Genomic DNA, 22,121 nt, shown 5'->3' on the forward strand with positions numbered 1-22,121 from the left:
GGTCGGCTGTGCTCGCCGGAACGTGTCTGGTCGGCTGTGCTCGCCGGAACGTGTCTGGTCGGCTGTGCTCGCCGGAACGTGTCTGGTCGGCTGTGCTCGCCGGAGCCTGTCTGGTCGGCTGCGCTCGCCCGAATCTGCCAGCTCCCGCTGCGCTCGCCCGAACCCATCCGTGTGGCTGCGCTCACCTGGTTCGGTTCGGTCTTCGCTCGCCGGGCCCCGTTCGCCCGGTCCGGTCCGGTCGACCCTCGTCTGGCTCCGACCGCTGCGGCGAGGCGGTGCTGTAGATCACTGGGCGCGGCCGTGGCGGCTCGCGCATACCGCCCGTTATCCTCGACTCGTATCGTCCGGTACCCGCCTCGCGGGACTGGAACGCAATCGAGAGGACAGTGTTGACCTCGAGAAGTGTCAATTCCACGGGCGCGAACACGGGTGTCGATCCAGCGCCCGCACGACTGACGGTGGGAATCGTCTCGGCGGGACGGGTGGGTTCGGCGCTGGGTGTCGCGCTCGAGCGAGCCGGCCATGTGGTCTTCGGTGTCGCCGCGATTTCCGATGTCTCCAAGCGCCGGGCCGCCACCCGCCTGCCCGATTCGCGGGTCCTGCCGGTGGAGGAGATCGCCCGGCGCAGTGAACTGCTGTTGCTCGCGGTGCCCGATGCCGAGCTGGCAGGCTTGGTTCGTGGGCTGGCGGCTGCCGGGGTGGTTCGCCCGGGCACGATCGTCGTGCACACCTCCGGTGCGAACGGTGTGGGTGTGCTTGCGCCGCTCACCGCCCAGGGTGCGCTGGGCCTGGCGATCCATCCCGCGATGACCTTCACCGGTCACGACGAGGACATCGCCCGCCTCACCAACGCCTGTTTCGGGGTGACCGCCGCCGACGAGGTCGGTGAGGCCATCGCGCAGGCACTGGTGATCGAGATGGGCGGCGAACCGGTGCGGGTGGCGGAGGAACAGCGCACGCTCTATCACGCCGCCCTGGCCCACGGCAGCAATCATCTGGTCACTCTGCTCGTCGACGCGGTGACCGCACTGCGCGCGGCCCTGTCCGGTCCGGGCCTGCTCGGCCAGCCGGTGGTCGACGACCAGCCGGGCGGGCTGCCCGAACGCCTCATCGGCCCGCTCGTCTCGGCCGCCCTCGACAACGCCCTGCGCCGCGGCAGTGCCGCGCTGACCGGCCCGGTGGCCCGCGGCGATGTCGACGCGGTCGCCGCCCACCTGTCCGCACTCGAGTCGCTGGACGAGCGCTTGGCCGCGGGCTACCGCGCCATGTCGCTGCGTACCGCCGAACTCGCCAAGTCCGATACCGCTCTGCTCGAGCTGCTCGCCGAGAAAGGCCACTGATGGAACCCCGAGAAGTGCATCACCACCAGGGCGGCGCACGGGCGACCGGCGCGTTCAAGCCCGGCGTGCTCACCGTGCACCACAACCCCGAGGTGCTGGCCACCGTGGCCAGGGCGCTGCGCGGTGCGGGCCGCACCATCGGTGTGGTGCCGACGATGGGCGCCCTGCACGAGGGTCACCTGCAGTTGGTCCGCCAAGCCAAGCTCACCAATCAGATCGTCATCGTGTCGATCTTCGTCAATCCGCTGCAGTTCGGCGCGAACGAGGACCTCGACGCCTACCCGCGCACCCTCGACGCCGACCTCGAGCTGCTGCGCGCCGAAGGTGTGGACCTGGTGTTCGCGCCGTCGGCGCACGACATGTACCCGGACGGTCCGCGCACCACCGTGCAGCCCGGCCCGCTGGGCGCCGAACTCGAGGGCGGCAGCCGTCCGACGCATTTCGCGGGCATGCTCACCGTGGTCGCCAAACTGCTGCAGATCACCCATGCCTCCGAGGCGTATTTCGGGGAGAAGGACTATCAGCAGCTCACGCTGATCCGGCAGATGGTGCGCGACCTGAACTTCGACGCCAGGATCGTCGCCTTCCCGACCGTGCGCGAGGCCGACGGTCTGGCGCTGTCCTCACGCAACCGCTACCTCGATACCGAGCAGCGGGAATCGGCGCTGGCCCTTTCGGCCGCGCTGGTGGCGGGCAGGCACGCCGCGGGCCTGGGCGCCGACGCGGTCGTGGCGGCGGCGCAAGCGGTGCTCGACTCGGTCGACGGTATCGACGTCGACTATCTCGAACTGCGTGATGCCAACCTGGGCCCGGTCCAGGCCGCGGGCAACGCCCGGCTGCTCGTTGCGGCCAAGGTCGGGGACACCCGGTTGATCGACAACGCTCCCATCGTCCTGGGCGCCCAGCTCGACGGGCACCCCGACGCGAACTCCCTGCCTGCCTCGCAGGCGCTCTGAGAAAGGCGAAGCCGATGCTGCGCACCATGATGAAGTCGAAGATCCACCGCGCCACGGTGACCCATGCCGACCTGCACTATGTGGGTTCGGTGACCGTCGACCAGGATCTGCTCGACGCCGCCGATCTGCTCGAGGGCGAGCAGGTCTGCATCGTCGACATCGACAACGGCGCCCGCCTCGAGACCTATGTGATCGCCGGTGAGCGCGGCTCGGGGGTGATCGGCATCAACGGTGCCGCCGCGCACCTGGTGCACCCCGGCGACCTGGTCATCCTCATCGCCTACGGGCAGCTCGACGAGGCCGAACTGCGCGACTACGCCCCGAAGGTGGTCTTCGTCGACGACCGCAACCGTCGCGTGGAGCTGGGTTCGGATCCGGCTCATGCCCCGGCGGGTTCGGGTCTCACTTCACCACGCTCACTCACGCTCGCTTGATCGCGGCGGGGCTGCGCGCATGCTGCTGACGATCGATGTCCGCAACACCGGTATCGAACTGGGTTTGTTCGCCGGCAGCGGTGAGCATTCGAAACTGGTGCGGCACTGGCGGATCCACACCGACCCATTGATCACCGCTGACGAGTTCGCCATGCAGGTGCGCGGTCTGGTCGGTGCCGACCTCGACCAGGTGGCCGGTGTGTCGGCGCTGTCGACGGTGCCGCCGGTGTTGCGTGAGTTGCGCATCATGCTGGCGCGCTATTGGGCCCATGTGCCGCATGTGCTGGTGGAACCCGGTGTGCGCACCGGTATCCCGCTGTTGGTGGACAACCCCAAGGAGGTCGGCGCCGACCGCATCGTCAACTGCCTGGCCGCGTTGCGTCAGTTCGGTGGCCCGGCGATCGTGGTCGATTTCGGCACCGCGATCTGTGTGGACCTGGTTTCGGCCAAGGGGGAGTTCCTCGGCGGGGTGATCGCGCCGGGCGTCGAGGTGTCCACCGAGGCGCTGGTGGAGCGCAGCGCCTTGCGCCGGGTGGAGCTGGCCCGGCCGCGTTCGGTGCTGGGCAAGAACAGCATGGAATGCATCCAGTCCGGTGCGATCTTCGGTTTCGCCGGCCTGGTCGACGGTCTGGTCGACCGTTTCCGCGACGAATTCGACGCTTTCGCCGGTACCGATGTCACCGTGGTGGCCACCGGTGCGGGGGCGCCGCTGATCGTGCCGGAATCGGAGACCATCGACCAGCACGAACCGCACCTCACCCTCACCGGCCTGCGCCACGTGTACGAGCGCAACAAGAAGTGACCTGTGACTCACGGGCTTGCCGATCCGGCGTCGGTGGCTGCTAAACTCGCGCCTGTGTATTTCCGTGTGAGCACCCAGGAGTGTTGTCGAGGCTGACCTGCCTCGACCGTTCGAGGCTGACGTTTCCCCCTCGACCGTTCTCACCCTCCTGGAGATGCGCTCATGCGTTCTTCCGTCCTCGCCCCGTCGCCCGTTCGTGACGGATACCCACCATCGCCGGACCGCGCGGTCGCCTCTGCTCTCCCCACCCGGTTACGGCCCGCCGACCTGCTGCGCCTCACCGACGAGGGTGCCGAAGACGTCCTCGCCGGCCGCTACGACCACCTGCTGCCCGCCGACGGCCACTGGCCGCGCGAACAGCGCTGGGCCGCACGCTTGGTCGCCGACGACGAAGTCGATGTCTGGCTGATCAGCTGGACTCCGGACAAATCCACGGAATTACACGATCACGCCGGCTCGCTGGGCGCGCTGACCGTGCTCAGCGGCGCGCTTTCCGAATTCCGTTGGAATGGCAGACAACTGCGCAAACGCACACTGGTCGCGGGAGATCAGGCTTCGTTCCCGATCGGCTGGGTGCACGATGTGGTGCGTGCACCTGCCGGAACCGAATTCGTCGGTCCGCTCGATCCCACGTTGAGCGTGCACGCCTATTCGCCGCCGCTGTCGGCGATGTCGTATTACGCGGTGACCGAGCACGGCACCCTGCGCCGCACCCAGACCGTCCTGACCGACCAGCCCGAAGGTGACCTGTGATGAGCCGCTCGGCGATTGATCAGATGCTCGACAACGCCCGCGCGAAACTGCGCCGACTCTATGTGTACGACGTGCCCGCCGCACTGGCCAGGGGTGCGATCCTGGTCGATATCCGGCCGGCCGCGCAGCGGGTGCGTGAGGGTTCGCTGCCGGGTGCGCTGGTGATCGAGCGCAATGTGCTGGAATGGCGGCTCGATCCCACCTCCTCGGCGCGGTTGTCGCTGGCCGTGGACCAGGATGTGGAGTGGATCATTTTCTGCTCGGAGGGCTACACCTCGAGTTTGGCCGCCGCAGCCCTGCAGGAGTTGGGTTTGCGCCGCGCAACCGATCTGATCGGCGGTTATCAGGCGGTGAAGTCGGCCGGGATGCTCACGATGGGCGTGGGAGTGCCGCACTTCGCCCGGGAACTGGAGTCGCTGGCTTCGTTGTAAAGGGCAGCGCGCAAATCCCTTTTCGGTGCACGCTACTGTTATCAGATGTGAGCACCCCTAACTCCGCCGAGACCGGCCGCGCCGTCAGTTCCGCCGTGGACAGCGATGTCCCCGAGCAGATGCGGATTCGCCGGGACAAGCGCGAACGGCTGCTCGAGGGGGGTGGTGACGCCTATCCGGTGGTTGTGCCGCGCACCCACACACTGGCCGAAATTCGCGCGGCCTACCCGGATCTGGAACCCGACACCCAGACCGGGCTACAGGCCGGTATCGCCGGTCGCGTCATTTTCGTGCGCAATACCGGCAAGCTGTGTTTCGCCACCTTGCAGGAGGGCGACGGCACCAAGCTGCAGGCGATGATCAGCCTCAACGGTGTGGGCGCCGACGCGCTGGCCGCCTGGAAGGCCGATGTCGACCTGGGTGACTTCGTCTTCGTGCACGGTGAGGTCATCTCCTCGCGCACCGGCGAATTGAGCGTGATGGCCGACTCGTGGACGATGGCAGCCAAGTCGCTGCGTCCGCTACCGGTGGCGCACAAGGAGATGAACGAGGAGTCGCGGGTCCGGCAGCGCTATGTCGACCTGATCGTGCGTCCCGAGGCCAGGGAAATGGCGCGGACCCGCGTGAACGTGGTGCGTGCGCTGCGTGCCGCGCTCGAGCGCCGTGGCTTCCTCGAGGTCGAGACCCCGATGCTGCAGACCATCCACGGTGGCGCCGCCGCGCGCCCGTTCGTGACCCACTCCAATGCGCTGGACATGGAGCTGTTCCTGCGTATCGCGCCGGAGCTGTTCCTCAAGCGCTGTGTGGTGGGCGGCCTGGAGAAGGTCTTCGAGATCAACCGCAACTTCCGCAACGAAGGCGCCGACTCGACTCATTCTCCCGAGTTCGCGATGCTGGAAACCTACGAGGCTTACGGCACCTACGACGACTCCGCGACGATGACTCGGGAATTGATCCAGGAAGTCGCTCGGGAGGCATTCGGAACCCTGGTGGTGACCCTCGCCGACGGTACCGAATATGATCTCGGTGGCGAGTGGACGACGGTCGAGATGTATCCGTCGCTGTCGGAGTCGATCGGTGTGGAGGTGACTCCGGAAACCACTGTCGAGGAATTGCTGACGCTCGCCGAACGGGTCGGTCTGGAAATTCCGGCGGGCAAGGGCTATGGCCACGGGAAACTGGTCGAAGAACTATGGGAACATGCGTACGGCGACAAGCTCTACGCGCCGACTTTCGTGCGTGACTTCCCGGTGGAGACCTCACCGCTGACACGTCAACATCGCAGCAAGGCGGGTGTGACGGAGAAGTGGGATCTGTATGTTCGCGGCTTCGAGTTGGCCACGGGCTATTCGGAGTTGGTCGACCCGGTGATCCAGCGCGAACGCTTCGTCGACCAGGCGCGGCTGGCCGCGGCCGGTGACGACGAGGCGATGGTGCTCGATGAAGACTTCCTCACCGCGATGGAACACGGCATGCCGCCGACCACCGGAACCGGTATGGGAATCGATCGCTTGTTGATGGCACTCACCGGTTTGGGAATCCGGGAAACGATCCTGTTCCCGATTGTGCGCCCGAGTAGTCGCTGACCAGTGAATTCGCGGGGCGAAGGCCTCGTGTTGGAAAATTTGTATTTCGGGGTATTCTTGCCTCGGGTATTCGGCCTGGAGGCAGGCTTCACGATTTCGAGAGGACGTTCATCTCATGGCAAAGAAGGTCACCGTTAGCCTGATCGACGATGTCGACGGTGAGTCCATCGCGGACGAGACCATCGAGTTCGCTATCGATGGGGTTTCGTACGAGATCGATCTGTCGGAGGCAAATGCGGCGCGCCTGCGTGAGGGCCTGGACGAGTGGGTCGCCAACGCGCGTCGCGTGAGTGGCCGTCGCCGGACCAAGGCCGCAGGCGCTCCCGCACCGGCGGGCAAGAGCCGCGTTTCCATGGACCGCGAGCAGAGTGCGGCAATTCGTGAATGGGCCCGCCGCAAGGGTCACAAGGTCTCCGCGCGCGGTCGTATCTCGGCCGACATCACCGAGGCCTACAACAAAGAGGTCGGCAAGAACTGAGCTGACGGTCAGGTAGGGGCCGCGTCGTCCGCGGCCCCGCCGACCCGGTCCGCACCGGCTCGGGAAAGATAGAATCATGGTCCCGGTGAGCTCTTTCCTTCGGTACACCGACGACACCGGGCGCCAGTACGAGTTGCCCCTGGACCCCGGCCGACAGCGAATCACCGTCGGCCGCAACGTACAAGCCGACCTGGTCCTCGGCTGGGACGCCGAAGTCTCTCGGCTGCATGCCGCGATCGAATACCTGGGTGCGCACTGGACCATCGTCGACGACGGTCTCTCGCGCAACGGCACCTTCGTCAACGGTGAGCGGTTGGTGGGCCGGCGCCGGCTCAGTCCCGGCGACCGGATCCGCGTCGGCACCACCCTGTTGCACTTCTTCGATTTCGGCGGCGTCGTCGACGATGCCACCCACACCTCCTCCGCCTCGATTCCGACGATGCGCTCGCTCACCGATACCCAGCGCGCGGTGCTGGTCGCGCTGTGCCGCCCGTACAAACACGGCACCGGGTTCGCCACCCCCGCATCGAATCAGCAGATCGCCGAGGAACTGTTCCTGTCGATCGACGCGATCAAGACCCACCTGCGCGCCCTGTTCGCGAAGTTCGGTGTGGAGAACCTGCCGCAGAACCAGAAGCGCACCCGGTTGGCGGGGCTGGCCATCCAGAGCGGGCTGATCTCCGACCACGACCTGTGACGCCGCGACGCTCGCGTAGGTGCCCGAGCGTCTGAACCATGTCGGCCTCGGCGGTGGGGCGGTTGACTTACTCGTATCACCGGAGCGCAGCTCACCGAGCTCCGGACACGAGTCAGGAGACAACCCCATGTTCGCAATTCGGATGGCCGCCTTGGTGCTCGCGGTGCTCAGCACGGGCCTGATCGCCGGAGTGTTCTACGCCTACGCGATCTCGGTGCTGCCCGCCCTGGCCCGTACCGGGGACCGCACGCTGATCGAGGTCATGCAGAAGATCAACGTGGTGATCATCAACCCCTGGTTCATGTTCGGGTTCCTCGGCACCGTCGGGTTCACGGCGCTGGCCGGGGCACTGCACCTGGGCCGGGATCAGCGCGGCACCCTGGTCTGGATCGCGGTCGCGTTGGCGCTCAATGTGATCGCCTTCGCCGTCACCGCGGGAGTGAACGTCCCGCTCAACGACGCGCTGGCCGCGGCGGGGGATCCGGCCGCGCTTGCCGAAGCCGCTTCCGTGCGCGCTGATTTCGAGGCCGCGTGGGTGCGCTGGAACATCGTGCGCGCTGTTGTGCACACCGCGGCGTTCCTCGTGCTGTGTGGCGCGCTGTTCGCCGCTGGTGTGCAGCAGGGCAAGTCGGTTGCGGCGCCCGCCGATGGCGTTGCGGGGCAGTCGGTTTCGCGGCACATCGGCGATGCACCGTATTTCTCGGTGAATCAGGGCCGCTGAGTACCCGGGCGATAGTGCCACGCGATCACTGGAACGTGTTCCATGATGAGTGGAACACGTTCTAGTGAGGAGTCGTTTCATGCGACGTAGTTCGAGATCTTTGCTGGTACTGGCCGCCGCCGCCCTGCTGAGCTGGGCCGGTCCGGCCGCCGCCGCACCCCATCCGGTCGACTACAACTTCTTCGCGGGCATCGCCCCGGAGCTGATCGAACCCGGCGGCGCGCTGCCCGGCGCCGACGACCCGTACTGCGTCCCCTCGCCCGAACACCCCGACCCCGTCGTCCTGCTGCACGGCACCGGCGGCGGCGCGCAGACGAACTGGGGTGTGTACGCCCCGCTGCTGGCCAACGAGGGCTACTGCGTCTTCGCGCTCACCTACGGCGCCTACGGTCTGCCGTGGCCGGTCTCGGCGATCGGCGGGATGCGGCCGATCGAACAGAGCGCGGCCGAGGTATCCGCTTTCATCGACGGTGTGCTCGCGCGTACCGGCGCCCAGCGGGTGGACCTGCTCGCCCATTCGCAGGGCAATATCGTCGGCAACTACTACATCAAGCGGCTCGGCGGCGCCGACAAGGTGGGCAAGCTCGTCGGCATCGCCCCGCCCTGGCTGGGCACCAATGCCTTCGGCGCCGGCGACATCGCCCACTTCAGCCGCGCCCTCGGTGCCGGACCGGCCTTCGACGCGGTCACCTCCTCGCTGTGCCAGGCCTGTGGACAGCTGTTCTCCGGATCACCGTTCATGGCCGCGCTCAACGCCGACGGCGTGTATCACCCGCGTGTCACCTACACCAATATCGTCTCCGCGATCGACGAACTGGTGGTCCCGCACACCTCCGGAACGGTCGCCGCACCCAACGCCACCTCGATCGTCGTGCAGGACGGGTGCGCCCAGGACTTCTCCGAGCACCTGGCCATCGCGGGCAGTCCGCGTGCGGCAGGTCACGTCCTCAACGCCCTCGACCCGGTCAGACAGGTATCGGTGCCCTGCGAGTTCGTGCCACCGTTCACCGGCTGACCCGATTTCGCTGTCGGCAAAACTCGATCGGAAACGAATGCCGCGACGTGCGCGTTGTGAGTGAATGACCAAGTTGTCACCGGTCCCCAATAGGGTGGAGCGGCGACGGCGGAATCCCCTGCCAACTAGAGTGGATGGTGGGGGCCGCAACCCCCGGGCTTCATGGCAGGCTGACGGCGACAGTTGTCGCCTCCGGCGCCCCAGGTTGTACCGAGCACACAGCGGCGTCTGTTGCCAGAATGTCGGAGCAGGAGAGTGAGGGAGCGATGTTCGAGAGGTTCACCGACCGCGCGAGGCGTGTCGTTGTCCTGGCCCAAGAAGAGGCCCGGATGCTCAACCACAACTACATCGGCACCGAGCACATCCTGCTTGGGTTGATCCACGAGGGCGAGGGCGTGGCGGCGAAGTCGCTGGAGTCTCTCGGTATCTCGCTGGAGGGTGTGCGCAGCCAGGTGGAGGAGATCATCGGGCAGGGCCAGCAGGCGCCGTCCGGTCACATCCCCTTCACTCCGCGTGCCAAAAAGGTGCTGGAGCTGAGCTTGCGCGAGGCGCTGCAGCTCGGCCACAACTACATCGGTACCGAGCACATCCTGCTCGGCCTCATCCGCGAGGGTGAGGGCGTTGCGGCCCAGGTGCTGGTCAAGCTCGGCGCCGACCTCAACCGGGTTCGTCAGCAGGTCATCCAGCTGCTGTCCGGGTACCAGGGCAAGGAACCCGTCGAGGGTGCCGGCCCGCGTGGTGAGGCGGGCACACCGTCCACTTCGCTGGTGCTCGACCAGTTCGGCCGCAACCTCACCCAGGCGGCCCTGGAAGGCAAGCTCGACCCCGTCATCGGTCGCTCGAAGGAAATCGAGCGCGTGATGCAGGTGCTCTCGCGGCGCACCAAGAACAACCCGGTGCTGATCGGTGAGCCCGGTGTCGGTAAGACCGCCGTCGTCGAGGGCCTGGCGCAGGCCATCGTCAACGGCGAGGTCCCCGAGACCCTCAAGGACAAGCAGCTCTACACCCTCGACCTGGGTTCCCTGGTCGCGGGCAGCCGCTACCGCGGTGACTTCGAAGAGCGCCTGAAGAAGGTGCTCAAGGAGATCAACACCCGCGGCGACATCATCCTGTTCATCGACGAGCTGCACACGCTCGTCGGCGCGGGTGCTGCCGAAGGCGCCATCGACGCGGCCTCGATCCTGAAGCCGAAGCTGGCCCGCGGTGAGCTGCAGACCATCGGCGCCACCACCCTCGACGAGTACCGCAAGTACATCGAGAAGGACGCCGCCCTGGAACGCCGTTTCCAGCCGGTGCAGGTGGGCGAGCCGACCGTCGAGCACACCATCGACATCCTCAAGGGTCTGCGCGACCGCTACGAGGCGCACCACCGGGTCTCCATCACCGACAGTGCTCTCGTCGCCGCCGCCACGCTGGCCGATCGCTACATCAACGACCGGTTCCTGCCGGACAAGGCGATCGACCTCATCGACGAAGCGGGCGCGCGCATGCGCATCCGCCGGATGACCGCGCCGCCGGACCTGCGCGAGTTCGACGACAAGATCGCCGACGCCCGCCGCGAGAAGGAAAGCGCGATCGACGCGCAGGACTTCGAGAAGGCCGCGCGCCTGCGCGACAAGGAGAAGCAGCTCGTCGCCAAGCGCGCCGAGCGCGAGAAGCAGTGGCGTTCCGGTGACCTGGACGTCGTGGCCGAGGTCGACGACGAGCAGATCGCGGAGGTGCTGGCCAACTGGACCGGTATCCCCGTGTTCAAGCTCACCGAGGAGGAGACCACCCGGCTGCTCCGCATGGAGGACGAGCTGCACAAGCGGATCATCGGCCAGGAGGAGGCCGTCAAGGCCGTCGCCAAGGCGATCCGCCGCACTCGCGCCGGCCTGAAGGATCCGAAGCGTCCGTCGGGTTCGTTCATCTTCGCCGGTCCGTCCGGTGTCGGTAAGACCGAGCTGTCCAAGGCGCTGGCGAACTTCCTGTTCGGCGACGACGACGCGCTCATCCAGATCGACATGGGCGAGTTCCACGACCGCTTCACCGCTTCGCGGCTCTTCGGTGCTCCTCCCGGGTACGTGGGCTACGAAGAGGGCGGTCAGCTCACCGAGAAGGTGCGGCGCAAGCCGTTCTCGGTGGTGCTGTTCGACGAGATCGAGAAGGCGCACCAGGAGATCTACAACACCCTCCTGCAGGTGCTCGAGGACGGCCGTCTCACCGACGGTCAGGGTCGTACGGTCGACTTCAAGAACACCGTGCTGATCTTCACCTCGAACCTGGGCACCTCCGACATCTCCAAGGCCGTCGGTCTGGGCTTCACCCAGTCCAACATCGAGGGCTCGAACTACGAGCGGATGAAGCTCAAGGTCAACGACGAGCTGAAGAAGCACTTCCGGCCCGAGTTCCTCAACCGCATCGACGACGTGATCGTGTTCCACCAGCTCACCAGTGAGCAGATCGTGACGATGGTGGACCTGATGATCGAGCGCGTCGCCAAGGCACTGAAGAACAAGGACATGGCGATCACGCTCACCGACCAGGCCAAGAGCCTGCTCGCCAAGCGTGGTTTCGACCCGGTCCTGGGCGCGCGCCCGCTGCGTCGCACGATCCAGCGCGAGATCGAGGACCAGCTGTCGGAGAAGATCCTCTTCGGTGAGATCGGCGCCGGCCAGACCATCACGGTCGACGTGGAGGGCTGGAACGGCGAAGGACTCGGTGAAGACGCCAAGTTCACCTTCACCGGCAAGACCAGCCTCACCAAGGCTCCCGCGGGCGATGACAAGCCCGAGGTCGTCCTGACCGGAGCTGCCGAGGGCACCGCCCCCGACACCGCGGCTTCCGGGGAGTAGTCAGCTCAACCGAACAAGCCCGCCTCCGATTTCGGAGGCGGGCTTCTTCGTTGTCAGCAGTGGCCGGTCGACGGAACAGTCAGTGGTTCGGCTAGTGGAACATCGCGACCGCCTGCGAATTCCGCTCGGCGGCGGACACGAAGAACGCGCTCAACGATTCGTAGTGCTCCCGGAGATATGCGCGGCAGAAGTCGGTATCCCAGATTTCGGGGTAGATGTCTGCGTCGTCCATGGCCACGGGGTCGAAATGTTCGTCGAGGACGCGGTAGGGGGTCGTTGTCAGGGTGTGGGCGGCAGCGGCGACCTGAGTGGCGGTCCAGACCCGTGTGTCGCTGTCACCTGCCCAAGGATCCAGGTCGCCGTAGAGGTCCAGGTCGATGTTCGCGGCGGACAGCAGGTAGCGCAGGCCGTCCCACGCCTTGTCGATGTCGCCGGTTGGTTCACCTTCCCGGTCGAGCTGGTCGATCAGGTCGAACGCGGCCTCGGCATCAGCGGTGATGCGCGCGGCGTCGTCGTCGGAAATGCGGTGGAATGCGAGAACTGGGCCCATGGGAGCAACCTACGAACAGCGGCTTGGCGATATCTTGGCGCGTCCTTTCGTGGGCTGGTCACCGGTGTGTGGGCGGAGTTGGCATCTCTCATGCGGTGGCCTCGGCGCCTTCGGCGGGCTTCGAGCGTGCTCCGGTCGACCCGTCGTCGACCGAACCGGCGGGGCGGGCGGGCAGTCTGGCCGCCACCCGGAAGCCACCGGAGGGTCGTGGGCCGGCGGTGAGCGCCCCGCCGAGGGCATGGGCGCGTTCCCGCATGCCGATGATGCCGTTGCCGCCGATCCCGGTGCGCACCGCCGTGCCCGTGGGGCGGGTGTTGTCGACGGTGATGTCGACCGTTTGCGGGGTGTACCGCAGGGTGATCATGGCGGTCGAGCCGGGCGCGTGGCGCACCACGTTGGTCAGCGATTCCCCGATGATGCGGGCCGCGGCCACGTCGATCACGCTCGGCAGCTTCTTGGGTGTGCCGATGATCTTGGTGTCGACGTCGAGGCCGGTGGTGCGGGTGCCTTCGAGCAGCGCATCGAGGTCGTCGAGGGTCGGGGTGGGCGTACGCGGGGCGGGCCGCGCGGGTTCGGGTCGTGCCGGTTCGGACCGCGTGTCGGGCACGGGCTCGACTGCTTCGGTCTCCGGGTATTCCGGTGCGACGGTGGCGCCGCTGCGGATCGCGTGCAGCAGCGTGTGCACCTCCGTCAGCGATTCTTTCGAGGTGGTCTTGATGGTGGCCAGGGCCGCGGCGGCCTGCTGTGGTTTGCGGTCGAAGAGTTCCAGCGCCACCGAGGACTGGACGTTGATCAGCGAAAGGCTGTGTGCCAGCACATCGTGCAGTTCGCGGGCGATGGCGAGCCGTTCCTCCGAAGCCGCCCTGGCCTGCTGGGCTTGTTCGTCGCGGCGGGCGGCTTCGGCCCGCTGCGTGCGCGCGAGCACCACCGCGCGCCGCTGCCGCGCCCCCTCGGCGATCGCGACCAGCAGCGCCGTCCAGGCCAGCAGCCCGAAGATCTGCCACGCGTCGGTGTGTCGTCCCAGCAGCGCGGGCAACGGCCACACCATCAGCACGTATCCGGCGGCGACCACCGGGTAGGTGCGCCGGCGCGGACCGGTGACAGCGGCGGTGAGGAATGCGATCACCAGCGACAGCACAACCGGCCCGTACCCGTAGTCACCCAGCACGTAGGCCACCGCGGCCAGGAAGGTCACCGCCAGCACCGGTTCGGGTAGCCGCCGCCGGAAGCCGAGCGCGACGGGCCCGGCGAGCAACAGCAGGTACGCGAACGCGTCCAGCGACCGCACCCCGGTCTGCTGCGAATTCGCCACCGAACTGCCAACCAGCTGAATTACCGCGACCACCACCGCCAGACCCCAGTCCTGAACGACCGAGCCACGCTCCCACTTCGCAGACGCTCCCACCCGACCAACCCTATTGTGTGTGCCCACCACCCGCGTCGGCCTACACACGTATTTCGCTCCGCACGCCGGTATTCCGCGTGCCGTAGTCCGCACGGCGTATCACTGAAGACGCCGCGGGACGAAGTGCGCGCACTGGCGCTGAACCTCGGCGGCATCGTGCTCGCGCGCGTCACCGAACCCGAGTGACGCTGTCGCACACCCGATGCGGGCTCGAGCCGGTCGCGACCGGTAAGGTCGGCTGATGGACCAGCCAGTTCGCCCCCCGGACCTGTCCACGCGGCCCCACGAGCTCACCGTCGAACGCGTGATGCAGGCCTCGCCCAGTCTGCTCTACGCGGCCTGGATCCAAGGCCTCGATCTGTGGCTGGCGGTTCCCGGATCGGTCCGCCTGCGACCCGCCCCCGGCGAGCCCCTCTATTTCGACACCGGCTCGGCCGACAAGCGCAATCCGCACTACGGCCGCATCCTGGCGCTCGAGCCGAACCGCCGCATCGAGTTCACCTGGGTCACGGCCGCGACCGATGGTGTCGAGACCGTTGTCGCCGCCGAGTTCCTGAAACAACCGCGCGGCATCCGCGTGCGTCTACGCCACTCCGGTTTCCCCACCGCCGCCATTCGCGACCTGCACCAACAGGTCTGGCCGGACAAACTCGAGCGCCTCGACGAAGTCACCAGCGAGGCTGTCTGAGCGCGGTTGTCAGCTGCGCGCCGGTCAGGTCACGTAGGTTCGTCAGCGAACACACCACACCCGAACCGAAAGGATCGAAATGCCGACTCGTAGCGCACGTACTCTCTGGGCAGGCGGACTGGAGGATGGTTCCGGACAGGTCGAACTGGCCAGCTCCGGCGCGGGCAAGTTCGATGTGAGCTTCCCCCGGCGCGTCGCCGACACCGCCGAGGGGACCAGCCCGGAAGAGCTGATCGGCGCGGCGCACTCGTCGTGCTACTCGATGGCGCTGTCGGCCGAGATCGCCAATGCCGGCGGCACGCCGGAGAACCTGGACGTCACCGCCGATGTGACGCTGGGCCCCGACCCCGCCGGTGGCTTCCGGATCAGCAAGATCAAGCTGACCGTGCGCGCGACGGTTTCCGGCATCGACGCGCAGGCCTTCGACACCGCCGCCAACGCGGCCAAGGACGGTTGCCCGGTCAGCAAGGCGCTCGCCGGTGTGGCCGAAGTCGAACTCGACGCGGGCCTTTCCTGAGCAGCACCGGCGTCATCGTGGGAACGGTCGTTCCGCACGATCTCGCCGGTGCTCACCGCTGTGTGAACCAGCGATGAGCGGCGGGCGTGTACATGGCCGGGATCGCGACGACCACGGCGAGGATGTGCACCGCCCGGCAGCCCGCCAGCACGGTAGAGCTGGGACTCAGGCCGTTGAACAAGGCACCGAAGTCGTCGGTCGACAGCACCACCGCCAGCGGCTCGATGATCAATGACACCAGCCCGACCACGCCGATGCCGACGGTGAGCAGCGCCCGCGCCACCCGGCTGCCGTTGGCCATGTAGAGCGCGACGCCGAGCACGATCAGGTAGATGGCCAGCCGCGGCAGCAAACCCGTTGCGGTGGCGCCGAACTCGGTGCCACCGCGCACGGCCCGCAACAGTCCTTCCGCGACACCGGCGGCCAGCGCGGTGACGAGCCCGCCGAAGGCCACGCTCACCGCGCGGGGTCGGACCACGGGAACAGAAAAGGCAGTGTCGGTCATGACACCGACACTGCCTTTCGGGGGTACTGCGCAGGATCACACCGCGGTAGTGACGCCGACTGCTACCGCAGTGCTACGGCGCGAACCGAATTCGGTGAGCGCGGCGAAGGCCAGCCCCAAAGCCGCCCACAGGGTGGTGGTTTCGGTCAGCGAGGCCACCCGGAACTGCCACAGCAGGGTCGCCGGGAAGTCCTCGGACACCTCGTTCACGCCGGGCAACAGCACATATCCGACCGTGACGACCAGCACGAACGCGGCCACACCGGCGATCAACCGCAACGTCGCGAGCTGACCGGCCAACGCCCGGAATGCCGCGATCGCCGCGGCCACAGCGAGCAGACCCAGGACGACGACCGCGAGCCACAGCCAGGTGCGCTCGTTGATGGTCTCCGGGTCGCCGACCGCGGGAGGATTGGCCGGGTACTTGAAGAACGGCACCGCCACGATCGCCGCCCACGCGAAACCCGCGGCGGCCAGCGACAACTGGGGCCCGGTCAGCGACGTGAAACGGCGCGCCACATTCAGTGCCGAAGCGAACAGCGCGCCGAAGGCCATTCCGGCCAGGCCGAGCGCCAGGAACTGTCCCGCCTTCTGGCCGGACCGGCTGACCAGCGCTTCCTCTTCGTCCCCAGGCGAATGTCCCGTGGCTTCCTGCCCGTGCGAGTGTCCGCCGGAACCGGCTTCCTCGATGGCGATCGCCGCGTCGATATGCGGTTCGCCGACGAACAATCCCACCGTGGCGGCCAGCAGACCGGCGATCAAACCGGCCAGCAGGCCGCGCAACAGCAGAGACTTCAGTGATCCGGTCAGTGGCACGGCACGCCCAGCAGGTGACGACCGTCGTGCATCAGCTCGTGCAGGAACATCCCGCTACGCGAGAGGGCCCCCTGATCGAAACCGACCAGGTACAGGGCGAGCAGTGCGGACAGTACGACACCGGCCGTGACGAGCACGGTTGCCAGGGTGTCCAGGCCGGTAGACCGGCTGGGTGAATGCGCGATGGCCATTCGGGTCCTCCTCAGGGATACGCGTCCCACGATCGAAAGCGGTGGCGCGAAGGTGCCGGTGTCTGGCTCTCCGGCACCGGGAACCCGGTACGGGAATACAGTGGCGCGACCGCTCCGGAATCTCACCGGAATTACCGCGCACCCTCACATGTTTTCCCCCGAACTGTGACAGTCGGCGACCGTGCACGTCAATAGTGGCACCGGCATGTCCAGCGGAAACGCCGCCGTCAGGACTTCGCGGGCACGTCGAGGACGACTTCGAACTCGAGCAGCGACGCACCCGTGGACACCGGCTTGGGGCGCTCGCCCGCACCACCGGGTCCGGCGTGCGCGGCACGGGCCGGACCGTCGCGCCACGCGGCGAAGGATTCCTCCGAGTCCCACTGTGTCACCACGAAATACCGGTTGTCGCCGGCCACCGGGCGCAGCAACTGGAAACCGAGGAAACCGGGGGAGTTCTCCACCGCGTGTGCGCGAGCGGCGAACCGCTTCTCCAGTTCGGGGCCCGCGCCCTCGGGGATCTCGATCGCATTGATCTTCACAACAGCCATGAGGTGAGTCTATGGCGACGGCCGGCGCGGCGGGTTAGGGCAGAATCAGCAGGGTGTTGTACGACGAAGGTGGGGCAGGGGTCCCGATTCTACTGCTGCACGGTTTGATGGGCAGCGCGCGGACCTGGGGCGATCAGGTGTCGTGGTTACGCGAATTCGGGCATGTGTACACCGTTGACGCCGCGGGTCATGGGCGCAGACCACCGGCTGAGCTCACCACCGAGGCGTTCGTCGCCGACCTGGCCGAGCACACCGCCGTGATCACCGAGCCGATGGTGATCGTCGGGCACTCGATGGGCGCCATCCACGGCTGGGTCTTCGCCGCCACCCACCCCGAGCGGGTACGCGGGATCGTCGTCGAGGACATCGCCCCGGACTTCACCGGTCGCACCGCCGCACACTGGGCCGAACTGATCCACTCCTGGCCGCAACCGTTCGCCGGTGAGCAAGCGGTCCTGGACTACTTCGGACCGGTAGCGGGCAGATATTTCCTGCGGGCGTTCACCGCGACGGCCGACGGTTACCGCCTCCACGGCGAGGTCGACACTTTCCGCGCGATCTCCGAGGAATGGGGCACCCGCGACTTCTGGGCCGAATGGCAGGCGCTGGAAGTCCCCGCGCTGCTCATCGAGGGCGAGCACACCATCACGCCACCCGGCCAGATGCGGGCGATGGCCGAGGCGCACCCGGATGCCGAGTACGTGTGGGTCGCCGGAGCCGGGCACCTCGTGCACGACGAACAAGCCGAAATCTACCGCGAACACGTGAGCAGGTTCCTGCGCCGCCTCGGGTCGACAACGCGGCCGACGGGCGCCTCGGCGTAGCGGCGCGTGTGGGCGTTATGCCGCCCCGCCACCACCTTCGCCGGCCAGCGCGAACAATCCGTCATCGGTCTGCTCGATCAACCCGTCGACCAGCAGTGAATCGAGTGCGCGGGCCCGCTGGCCGGGGTCTCGGGTCCAAGCCAGGTCCAGGCGTACCTGTTCGACCGGGCCCGGGGCGTCGCGCAGCACGTCGAGCAGCCGGCCGCGAGCTTGGCGGTCGGTGCCTTCGTACTTCTGCACTTTCCGTGCCACCGTGGCGGCGGGTTTGCCCGCGTCGACCCACGCGCAGGTGGGCAGCGGGCAGCGGGCGCAGCCGGGATTGCGGGCGGTGCACACCAGGGCGCCCAGTTCCATGAGGGCAGCCGAGAATTTCGCGGCGCGGGGGACCGGAACGGGGAGCAGGGCCGCGGTCTCGGCGAGGTCGCGGGCCGACGGGTTGCCCGGTTCACGTCCGTGGACGGCACGGGCGACGACCCGCCGAACATTGGTGTCGACCACCGGGACCCGCTGACCGTAGGCGAAACAGGCCACTGCGCGGGCGGTGTAGGCGCCGATACCGGGCAGGCTCAGCAGCACGTCGACATCGGCGGGCACCACGTCACCGTGCTCGGCGGCCAGCACCCGCGCGCACTCGTGCAACCGCAGTGCCCGGCGCGGGTACCCGAGTTTGCCCCACGCGCGCAGCACCTCCGCCTGTGAGGACGCCGCCATCGCCGAGGGCACCGGCCAGCGGGCGACCCACTCGCGCCAGATCGGTTCCACGCGCACCACCGGTGTCTGCTGCAGCATGATCTCGCTCATCAGAATGTGCCAGGCGCTCGCTTCGGGCCCGCGCCACGGGAGGTCCCTGGCCGTGTCGGTGAACCAGTCCAGCAGGGCTTCGGTGTCGATACTCACTGTTTCCGTTCCGCTTCTGCCAGGCAATCGTTCCCGGTGCGTAACGCGGCGGACTCGCTGGTAACCCAATACGCTGTGCACAATGGTCGGTATGCCTGGTTCCAATCCGATAAGCGCCTGGAAGTCGCTCCGCGAAGGCAATGAGCGCTTCGTCAATGACACCCTGCGTCATCCTAATCAGGGCGCAGCCGACCGTGCCAAGCTCGTGGACGGCCAGCACCCGCATGCGATCCTGTTCGGTTGCGGCGACTCGCGGGTGGCCGCGGAACTGATCTTCGACCAGGGCCTCGGCGACATGTTCGTGGTGCGCACCGCCGGCCACGTCGTCGACCCCTCGGTGCTCGGCTCCATCGAATACGGCGTGGAAGTGCTGAACGTGCCGCTGATCGTGGTGCTCGGCCACGACAGTTGCGGAGCAGTCAAAGCGACCATCGACGCGCTCGACGGTGGGGCGGTGCCGGGCGGATTCATCCGCAGCATCGTCGAGAAGGTCACCCCGTCGATCCTGCTCGGACGCCGCGAAGGGCTCAGCACGGTCGACGAGATGGAAGCGCGCCACGTGGTGGAAACCAGCAAACTGCTCATGGAGCGGTCGATGATCATCGCCGAACGGGTCAACAGCGGTAAGTTGGCGATCGCCAGCGTCACCTACCGGCTCGACGACGGTCGCGCGCACCTGCGCAAGGTGGTCGGAAATATCGGCGAAGAGGCCTGAACCAGGCCGCCGAGCTGGTTTCGGGCCCCGACACGCCGAGGTCATCGAGCGCGCCCCCGCGAGCTGCGCTTACCGTTGAGGCGTGCTGGAACCGAATGGACCGCTGCCACCCGAGATCTACTGGCGTCGCCGGGCACTCGCCATCGGCGTCGTCGTCGTCGCGCTCGCGATCGTGATCTGGCTCGTCACCATGGTGGCGCGCGGCGGTGATTCCGGCGGTACCGAGGCGGCCGCCGAGGTCACCTCGTCGACGACGACGACGGCGGCGGAATCGAGCACGAGTGTGTCCGAGACGAGTAGTGCGACCAGCAGTGCGGAGTCCAGCAGCTCGGCGGCGGCGACCACGTCCGACACCGAGGAACCCGCGGCCGTGCCGTGCAGCGACCAGTCGCTGGCGCTGAAGGTGACGGTGAACCAGCCCACCTACCGGGTCGGTGACCAGCCGGGGTTCGGGACCGTCATCACCAATATCTCCTCGGCGCCGTGCTCGCGTGACCTCGGTCCGGGGCCGCAGTTCCTCGTCTACACCCTCGACGGGCAGCGCAGGCTCTGGGCGAGCAACGACTGCAACCCACCGGGACCGCCGGAGATGAAGACGCTCGCGGCCGGTGAGCAGTTGTCGTACAAGGGCACCTGGTTCGGCACCACCTCGCAGCCCGAATGCGCCGGCGAACGGTTGCCGGTGCCGGCCGGCGCCTACATGGTCGTCGCCGAGCTCGGGGCGATCCGCAGTGCCGCCGAGCCGTTCAACCTGGCTGATTGAGCCTCGCGCGCGATATTGTGCGGGTGCGCCGTAGGTCACATGTTCGAGTTCGGTCGATTTGCAGGGTTCGCAAGATCGGCGTAACTGTCAATGGTGATTGGCACACCATTGCCTGGTGGAGGCCGAAAAGCGGCGTTTGCCGGAGTTATTCCACGCCGACCGGTTCCCTGGCTGCGCGGGATTTGCGGAGACCGGCCAGACGTAATGCCGAACGCAGGTCGCCGACCTCGTGAATGCGCATGGAACCGATCTTGGTCTGCTCCGAACCGGGCGGTACCAGGGCGGTGGTGAAACCGAGCCGTTCGGCTTCGGCGAGGCGGCGGGTGAGCCCGGTGATCTTGCGGACCTCGCCGGCCAGGCCGACCTCACCGAGAATCACCCAACCCGCCGGGAGCGCGACATCGGCCTCGGCGCTGGCGATGGCCAAGGCGATCGCGAGGTCGGCGGTCGGCTCCAGCAGCCGCATGCCACCCACGGTGGCGGCGTACACGTCGTGCTTGCCGAGGAACACCCGGCCCCGGCTCTGCAACACGGCCAGCACCATGGCGACCCGGTTGTAGTCCAGCCCGCTCACCGCGCGCCGCGGCTGCGGGATCTCGGTCTTCACCGTGAGCGCCTGCACTTCGGCGACCAGCGGGCGCTTACCGTCCATCGCCACGGTCACCGCGGTGCCGGACACCGTATCGGCGCGGTGGTGCAGGAACAGCCCGGACGGATCGTCGACGCAGGCGATGCCGTCCTCGTGCAGTTCGAAACAGCCCACCTCGTCGGCGCTGCCGAAGCGGTTCTTGATGCCACGGACCATGCGCAGCGAGGAGTTCTTGTCGCCCTCGAACTGCAGCACCACGTCCACCAGGTGCTCGAGGGTGCGCGGCCCGGCCACATTGCCGTCCTTGGTGACATGGCCGACCAGCAGCACCGAGATCCCGGTCGCCTTGGCCAGTGAGGTGAGTGCCGCGGTCACCGCGCGCACCTGGGTGACACCGCCGATCACCCCGTCCACCTCCGGGGCCAGCATGGTCTGCACCGAGTCGACCACCAGCAGCGACGGGCGCACCTGTTCCACGTGCCCGAGCACGATCGACAGGTCCGATTCGGCGGCCAGATACACCCGGTCGTGCACCGCGCCGGTACGGTCGGCGCGTAATCGCACCTGGCCCGCCGACTCTTCCGCGGTCACGTACAGCGCGGTCTCGGTGCGCTGGGCGGCCCAGCGGAAGGCGACCTCGAGCAGCAGGGTCGACTTGCCGACCCCCGGTTCACCGGAGAGCAGCACCACCGAGCCGGGCACCACCCCGCCGCCGAGTACCCGGTCGAGCTCGCTCACGCCCGTCGACCTGGCCTGGGTGACCTTGGCGTCGATCTGCGACAGCGGCGCGGCCGCCGTGGTGGGCAGCATGGCTCGTCGGCCGGGAGCCGCGGCACTCGCGGCGACGGCCACCTCGTTGACCGTGCCCCAGGCGCCGCAATCGGGGCATTTGCCAACCCATTTGGACACCTCGTGCGAGCACGAGGTGCATCGGAAGACTGATTTGGTCTTGGCCACACGCGCACCCTACGGATCGGGGCCGACAACAAACGTGCCGACAACAAGCGTGCCGACAAAGAGAAAGCCGCCGCGACGGATCGCGACGGCTTGCTCGGCGGGTGGT

The 22,121-nt window shown here is 67.6% G+C and carries 25 protein-coding genes; 17 read left to right on the forward strand and 8 right to left on the reverse strand.

Going from position 1 to position 22,121, the window contains the following annotated elements:
- Positions 1–389: 389 nt before the first annotated feature.
- The 12 genes from ACFO5K_RS23325 to ACFO5K_RS23380 all read left to right on the forward strand — a co-directional run bounded on the left by ACFO5K_RS23325 (position 390) and on the right by ACFO5K_RS23380 (position 12,047).
- Positions 390–1,340 carry a Rossmann-like and DUF2520 domain-containing protein gene (locus ACFO5K_RS23325; protein ID WP_378566964.1) on the forward strand — a complete coding sequence of 317 codons (951 nt, stop codon included), beginning with the start codon at positions 390–392 and terminating at the stop codon, positions 1,338–1,340.
- A complete protein-coding gene (gene panC, locus ACFO5K_RS23330; RefSeq protein WP_378566967.1) occupies positions 1,340–2,296 on the forward strand; it encodes a pantoate--beta-alanine ligase in 957 nt (318 codons plus the stop codon). Before ACFO5K_RS23325 ends, panC begins: the two co-directional genes overlap by 1 nt.
- 14 nt (positions 2,297–2,310) lie before the next feature.
- Positions 2,311–2,730, forward strand: coding sequence for an aspartate 1-decarboxylase (panD, locus tag ACFO5K_RS23335; RefSeq protein WP_378566970.1), 420 nt, complete (start codon positions 2,311–2,313; stop codon positions 2,728–2,730).
- Positions 2,731–2,749: 19 nt separating this feature from the next.
- Entirely contained in the window at positions 2,750–3,532 is a 783-nt protein-coding gene (locus tag ACFO5K_RS23340; RefSeq protein WP_378566973.1) for a type III pantothenate kinase, read from the forward strand.
- A gap of 162 nt (positions 3,533–3,694) precedes the next feature.
- On the forward strand, positions 3,695–4,285 hold the full coding sequence (locus tag ACFO5K_RS23345) for a cysteine dioxygenase (RefSeq protein ID WP_378566975.1): 591 nt from the start codon (positions 3,695–3,697) through the stop codon (positions 4,283–4,285).
- Positions 4,285–4,716, forward strand: a complete 432-nt coding sequence (locus ACFO5K_RS23350) for a rhodanese-like domain-containing protein (protein ID WP_378566978.1) — start codon at positions 4,285–4,287, stop codon at positions 4,714–4,716. Before ACFO5K_RS23345 ends, ACFO5K_RS23350 begins: the two co-directional genes overlap by 1 nt.
- Before the next feature lie 119 nt (positions 4,717–4,835).
- A complete protein-coding gene (gene lysS / locus ACFO5K_RS23355; protein ID WP_378568285.1) occupies positions 4,836–6,302 on the forward strand; it encodes a lysine--tRNA ligase in 1,467 nt (488 codons plus the stop codon).
- A 115-nt stretch (positions 6,303–6,417) separates the two neighbouring features.
- Positions 6,418–6,780, forward strand: a complete 363-nt coding sequence (locus ACFO5K_RS23360) for a histone-like nucleoid-structuring protein Lsr2 (RefSeq protein ID WP_378566981.1) — start codon at positions 6,418–6,420, stop codon at positions 6,778–6,780.
- A gap of 76 nt (positions 6,781–6,856) precedes the next feature.
- Entirely contained in the window at positions 6,857–7,477 is a 621-nt protein-coding gene (locus ACFO5K_RS23365; protein WP_378566984.1) for an FHA domain-containing protein, read from the forward strand.
- Between the two features lie 127 nt (positions 7,478–7,604).
- Entirely contained in the window at positions 7,605–8,198 is a 594-nt protein-coding gene (locus ACFO5K_RS23370; protein ID WP_378566987.1) for an anthrone oxygenase family protein, read from the forward strand.
- A gap of 79 nt (positions 8,199–8,277) precedes the next feature.
- Positions 8,278–9,213, forward strand: coding sequence for an esterase/lipase family protein (locus tag ACFO5K_RS23375; protein ID WP_378566990.1), 936 nt, complete (start codon positions 8,278–8,280; stop codon positions 9,211–9,213).
- A 266-nt stretch (positions 9,214–9,479) separates the two neighbouring features.
- On the forward strand, positions 9,480–12,047 hold the full coding sequence (locus ACFO5K_RS23380; RefSeq protein WP_378566993.1) for an ATP-dependent Clp protease ATP-binding subunit: 2,568 nt from the start codon (positions 9,480–9,482) through the stop codon (positions 12,045–12,047).
- Positions 12,048–12,138: 91 nt separating this feature from the next.
- Here ACFO5K_RS23380 and ACFO5K_RS23385 read toward each other — a convergent pair whose 3' ends face one another.
- Both ACFO5K_RS23385 and ACFO5K_RS23390 read right to left on the reverse strand, forming a co-directional pair.
- The gene (locus tag ACFO5K_RS23385; RefSeq protein WP_378566996.1) at positions 12,139–12,597 is read right to left on the reverse strand and encodes a DUF1877 family protein; all 459 of its coding nucleotides are present in this window, start codon (positions 12,595–12,597) and stop codon (positions 12,139–12,141) included.
- A gap of 88 nt (positions 12,598–12,685) precedes the next feature.
- Positions 12,686–14,002, reverse strand: a complete 1,317-nt coding sequence (locus ACFO5K_RS23390) for a sensor histidine kinase (RefSeq protein ID WP_378566999.1) — start codon at positions 14,000–14,002, stop codon at positions 12,686–12,688.
- 241 nt (positions 14,003–14,243) lie between these two features.
- Here ACFO5K_RS23390 and ACFO5K_RS23395 point away from each other — a divergent pair, with 241 nt between their 5' ends.
- The gene (locus tag ACFO5K_RS23395; RefSeq protein WP_378567002.1) at positions 14,244–14,690 is read left to right on the forward strand and encodes an SRPBCC family protein; all 447 of its coding nucleotides are present in this window, start codon (positions 14,244–14,246) and stop codon (positions 14,688–14,690) included.
- A gap of 79 nt (positions 14,691–14,769) precedes the next feature.
- Positions 14,770–15,207, forward strand: coding sequence for an OsmC family peroxiredoxin (locus tag ACFO5K_RS23400; RefSeq protein ID WP_378567005.1), 438 nt, complete (start codon positions 14,770–14,772; stop codon positions 15,205–15,207).
- 52 nt (positions 15,208–15,259) lie between these two features.
- Here the strand turns inward: ACFO5K_RS23400 and ACFO5K_RS23405 are convergent, their stop codons facing one another.
- From ACFO5K_RS23405 to ACFO5K_RS23420, 4 genes are all read right to left on the reverse strand, one after another.
- Positions 15,260–15,712: a hypothetical protein gene (locus ACFO5K_RS23405; RefSeq protein WP_378567008.1), complete on the reverse strand. Its 453-nt coding sequence runs from the start codon at positions 15,710–15,712 to the stop codon at positions 15,260–15,262.
- A gap of 36 nt (positions 15,713–15,748) precedes the next feature.
- On the reverse strand, positions 15,749–16,528 hold the full coding sequence (locus tag ACFO5K_RS23410) for a CbtA family protein (RefSeq protein WP_378567011.1): 780 nt from the start codon (positions 16,526–16,528) through the stop codon (positions 15,749–15,751).
- Complete coding sequence (locus tag ACFO5K_RS23415; RefSeq protein WP_378567014.1) at positions 16,519–16,719, reverse strand: CbtB domain-containing protein; 201 nt, start codon at positions 16,717–16,719, stop codon at positions 16,519–16,521. Before ACFO5K_RS23415 ends, ACFO5K_RS23410 begins: the two co-directional genes overlap by 10 nt.
- Positions 16,720–16,946: 227 nt before the next feature.
- Positions 16,947–17,270, reverse strand: coding sequence for an antibiotic biosynthesis monooxygenase family protein (locus ACFO5K_RS23420; RefSeq protein WP_378567017.1), 324 nt, complete (start codon positions 17,268–17,270; stop codon positions 16,947–16,949).
- A gap of 53 nt (positions 17,271–17,323) precedes the next feature.
- Between ACFO5K_RS23420 and ACFO5K_RS23425 the strand changes: the two genes are divergently transcribed.
- Positions 17,324–18,094, forward strand: coding sequence for an alpha/beta fold hydrolase (locus ACFO5K_RS23425; protein ID WP_378567020.1), 771 nt, complete (start codon positions 17,324–17,326; stop codon positions 18,092–18,094).
- Positions 18,095–18,109: 15 nt separating this feature from the next.
- On the opposite strand, the gene ACFO5K_RS23430 is transcribed toward ACFO5K_RS23425, so the two are convergent.
- The gene (locus ACFO5K_RS23430; RefSeq protein ID WP_378567023.1) at positions 18,110–18,991 is read right to left on the reverse strand and encodes an A/G-specific adenine glycosylase; all 882 of its coding nucleotides are present in this window, start codon (positions 18,989–18,991) and stop codon (positions 18,110–18,112) included.
- Positions 18,992–19,082: 91 nt separating this feature from the next.
- On the opposite strand from ACFO5K_RS23430, the gene ACFO5K_RS23435 reads away from it, so the two are divergent.
- The gene (locus tag ACFO5K_RS23435) at positions 19,083–19,706 is read left to right on the forward strand and encodes a carbonic anhydrase (RefSeq protein WP_378567026.1); all 624 of its coding nucleotides are present in this window, start codon (positions 19,083–19,085) and stop codon (positions 19,704–19,706) included.
- Between the two features lie 82 nt (positions 19,707–19,788).
- The gene (locus ACFO5K_RS23440) at positions 19,789–20,469 is read left to right on the forward strand and encodes a hypothetical protein (RefSeq protein WP_378567029.1); all 681 of its coding nucleotides are present in this window, start codon (positions 19,789–19,791) and stop codon (positions 20,467–20,469) included.
- Between the two features lie 145 nt (positions 20,470–20,614).
- Here ACFO5K_RS23440 and radA read toward each other — a convergent pair whose 3' ends face one another.
- Positions 20,615–22,015, reverse strand: a complete 1,401-nt coding sequence (gene radA, locus ACFO5K_RS23445) for a DNA repair protein RadA (protein ID WP_378567032.1) — start codon at positions 22,013–22,015, stop codon at positions 20,615–20,617.
- Between the last annotated feature and the right edge of the window lie 106 nt (positions 22,016–22,121).

The sequence above is a fragment of the Nocardia halotolerans genome, assembly GCF_042650145.1.
GTDB classification, from domain to species: Bacteria; Actinomycetota; Actinomycetes; order Mycobacteriales; family Mycobacteriaceae; genus Nocardia; species Nocardia halotolerans.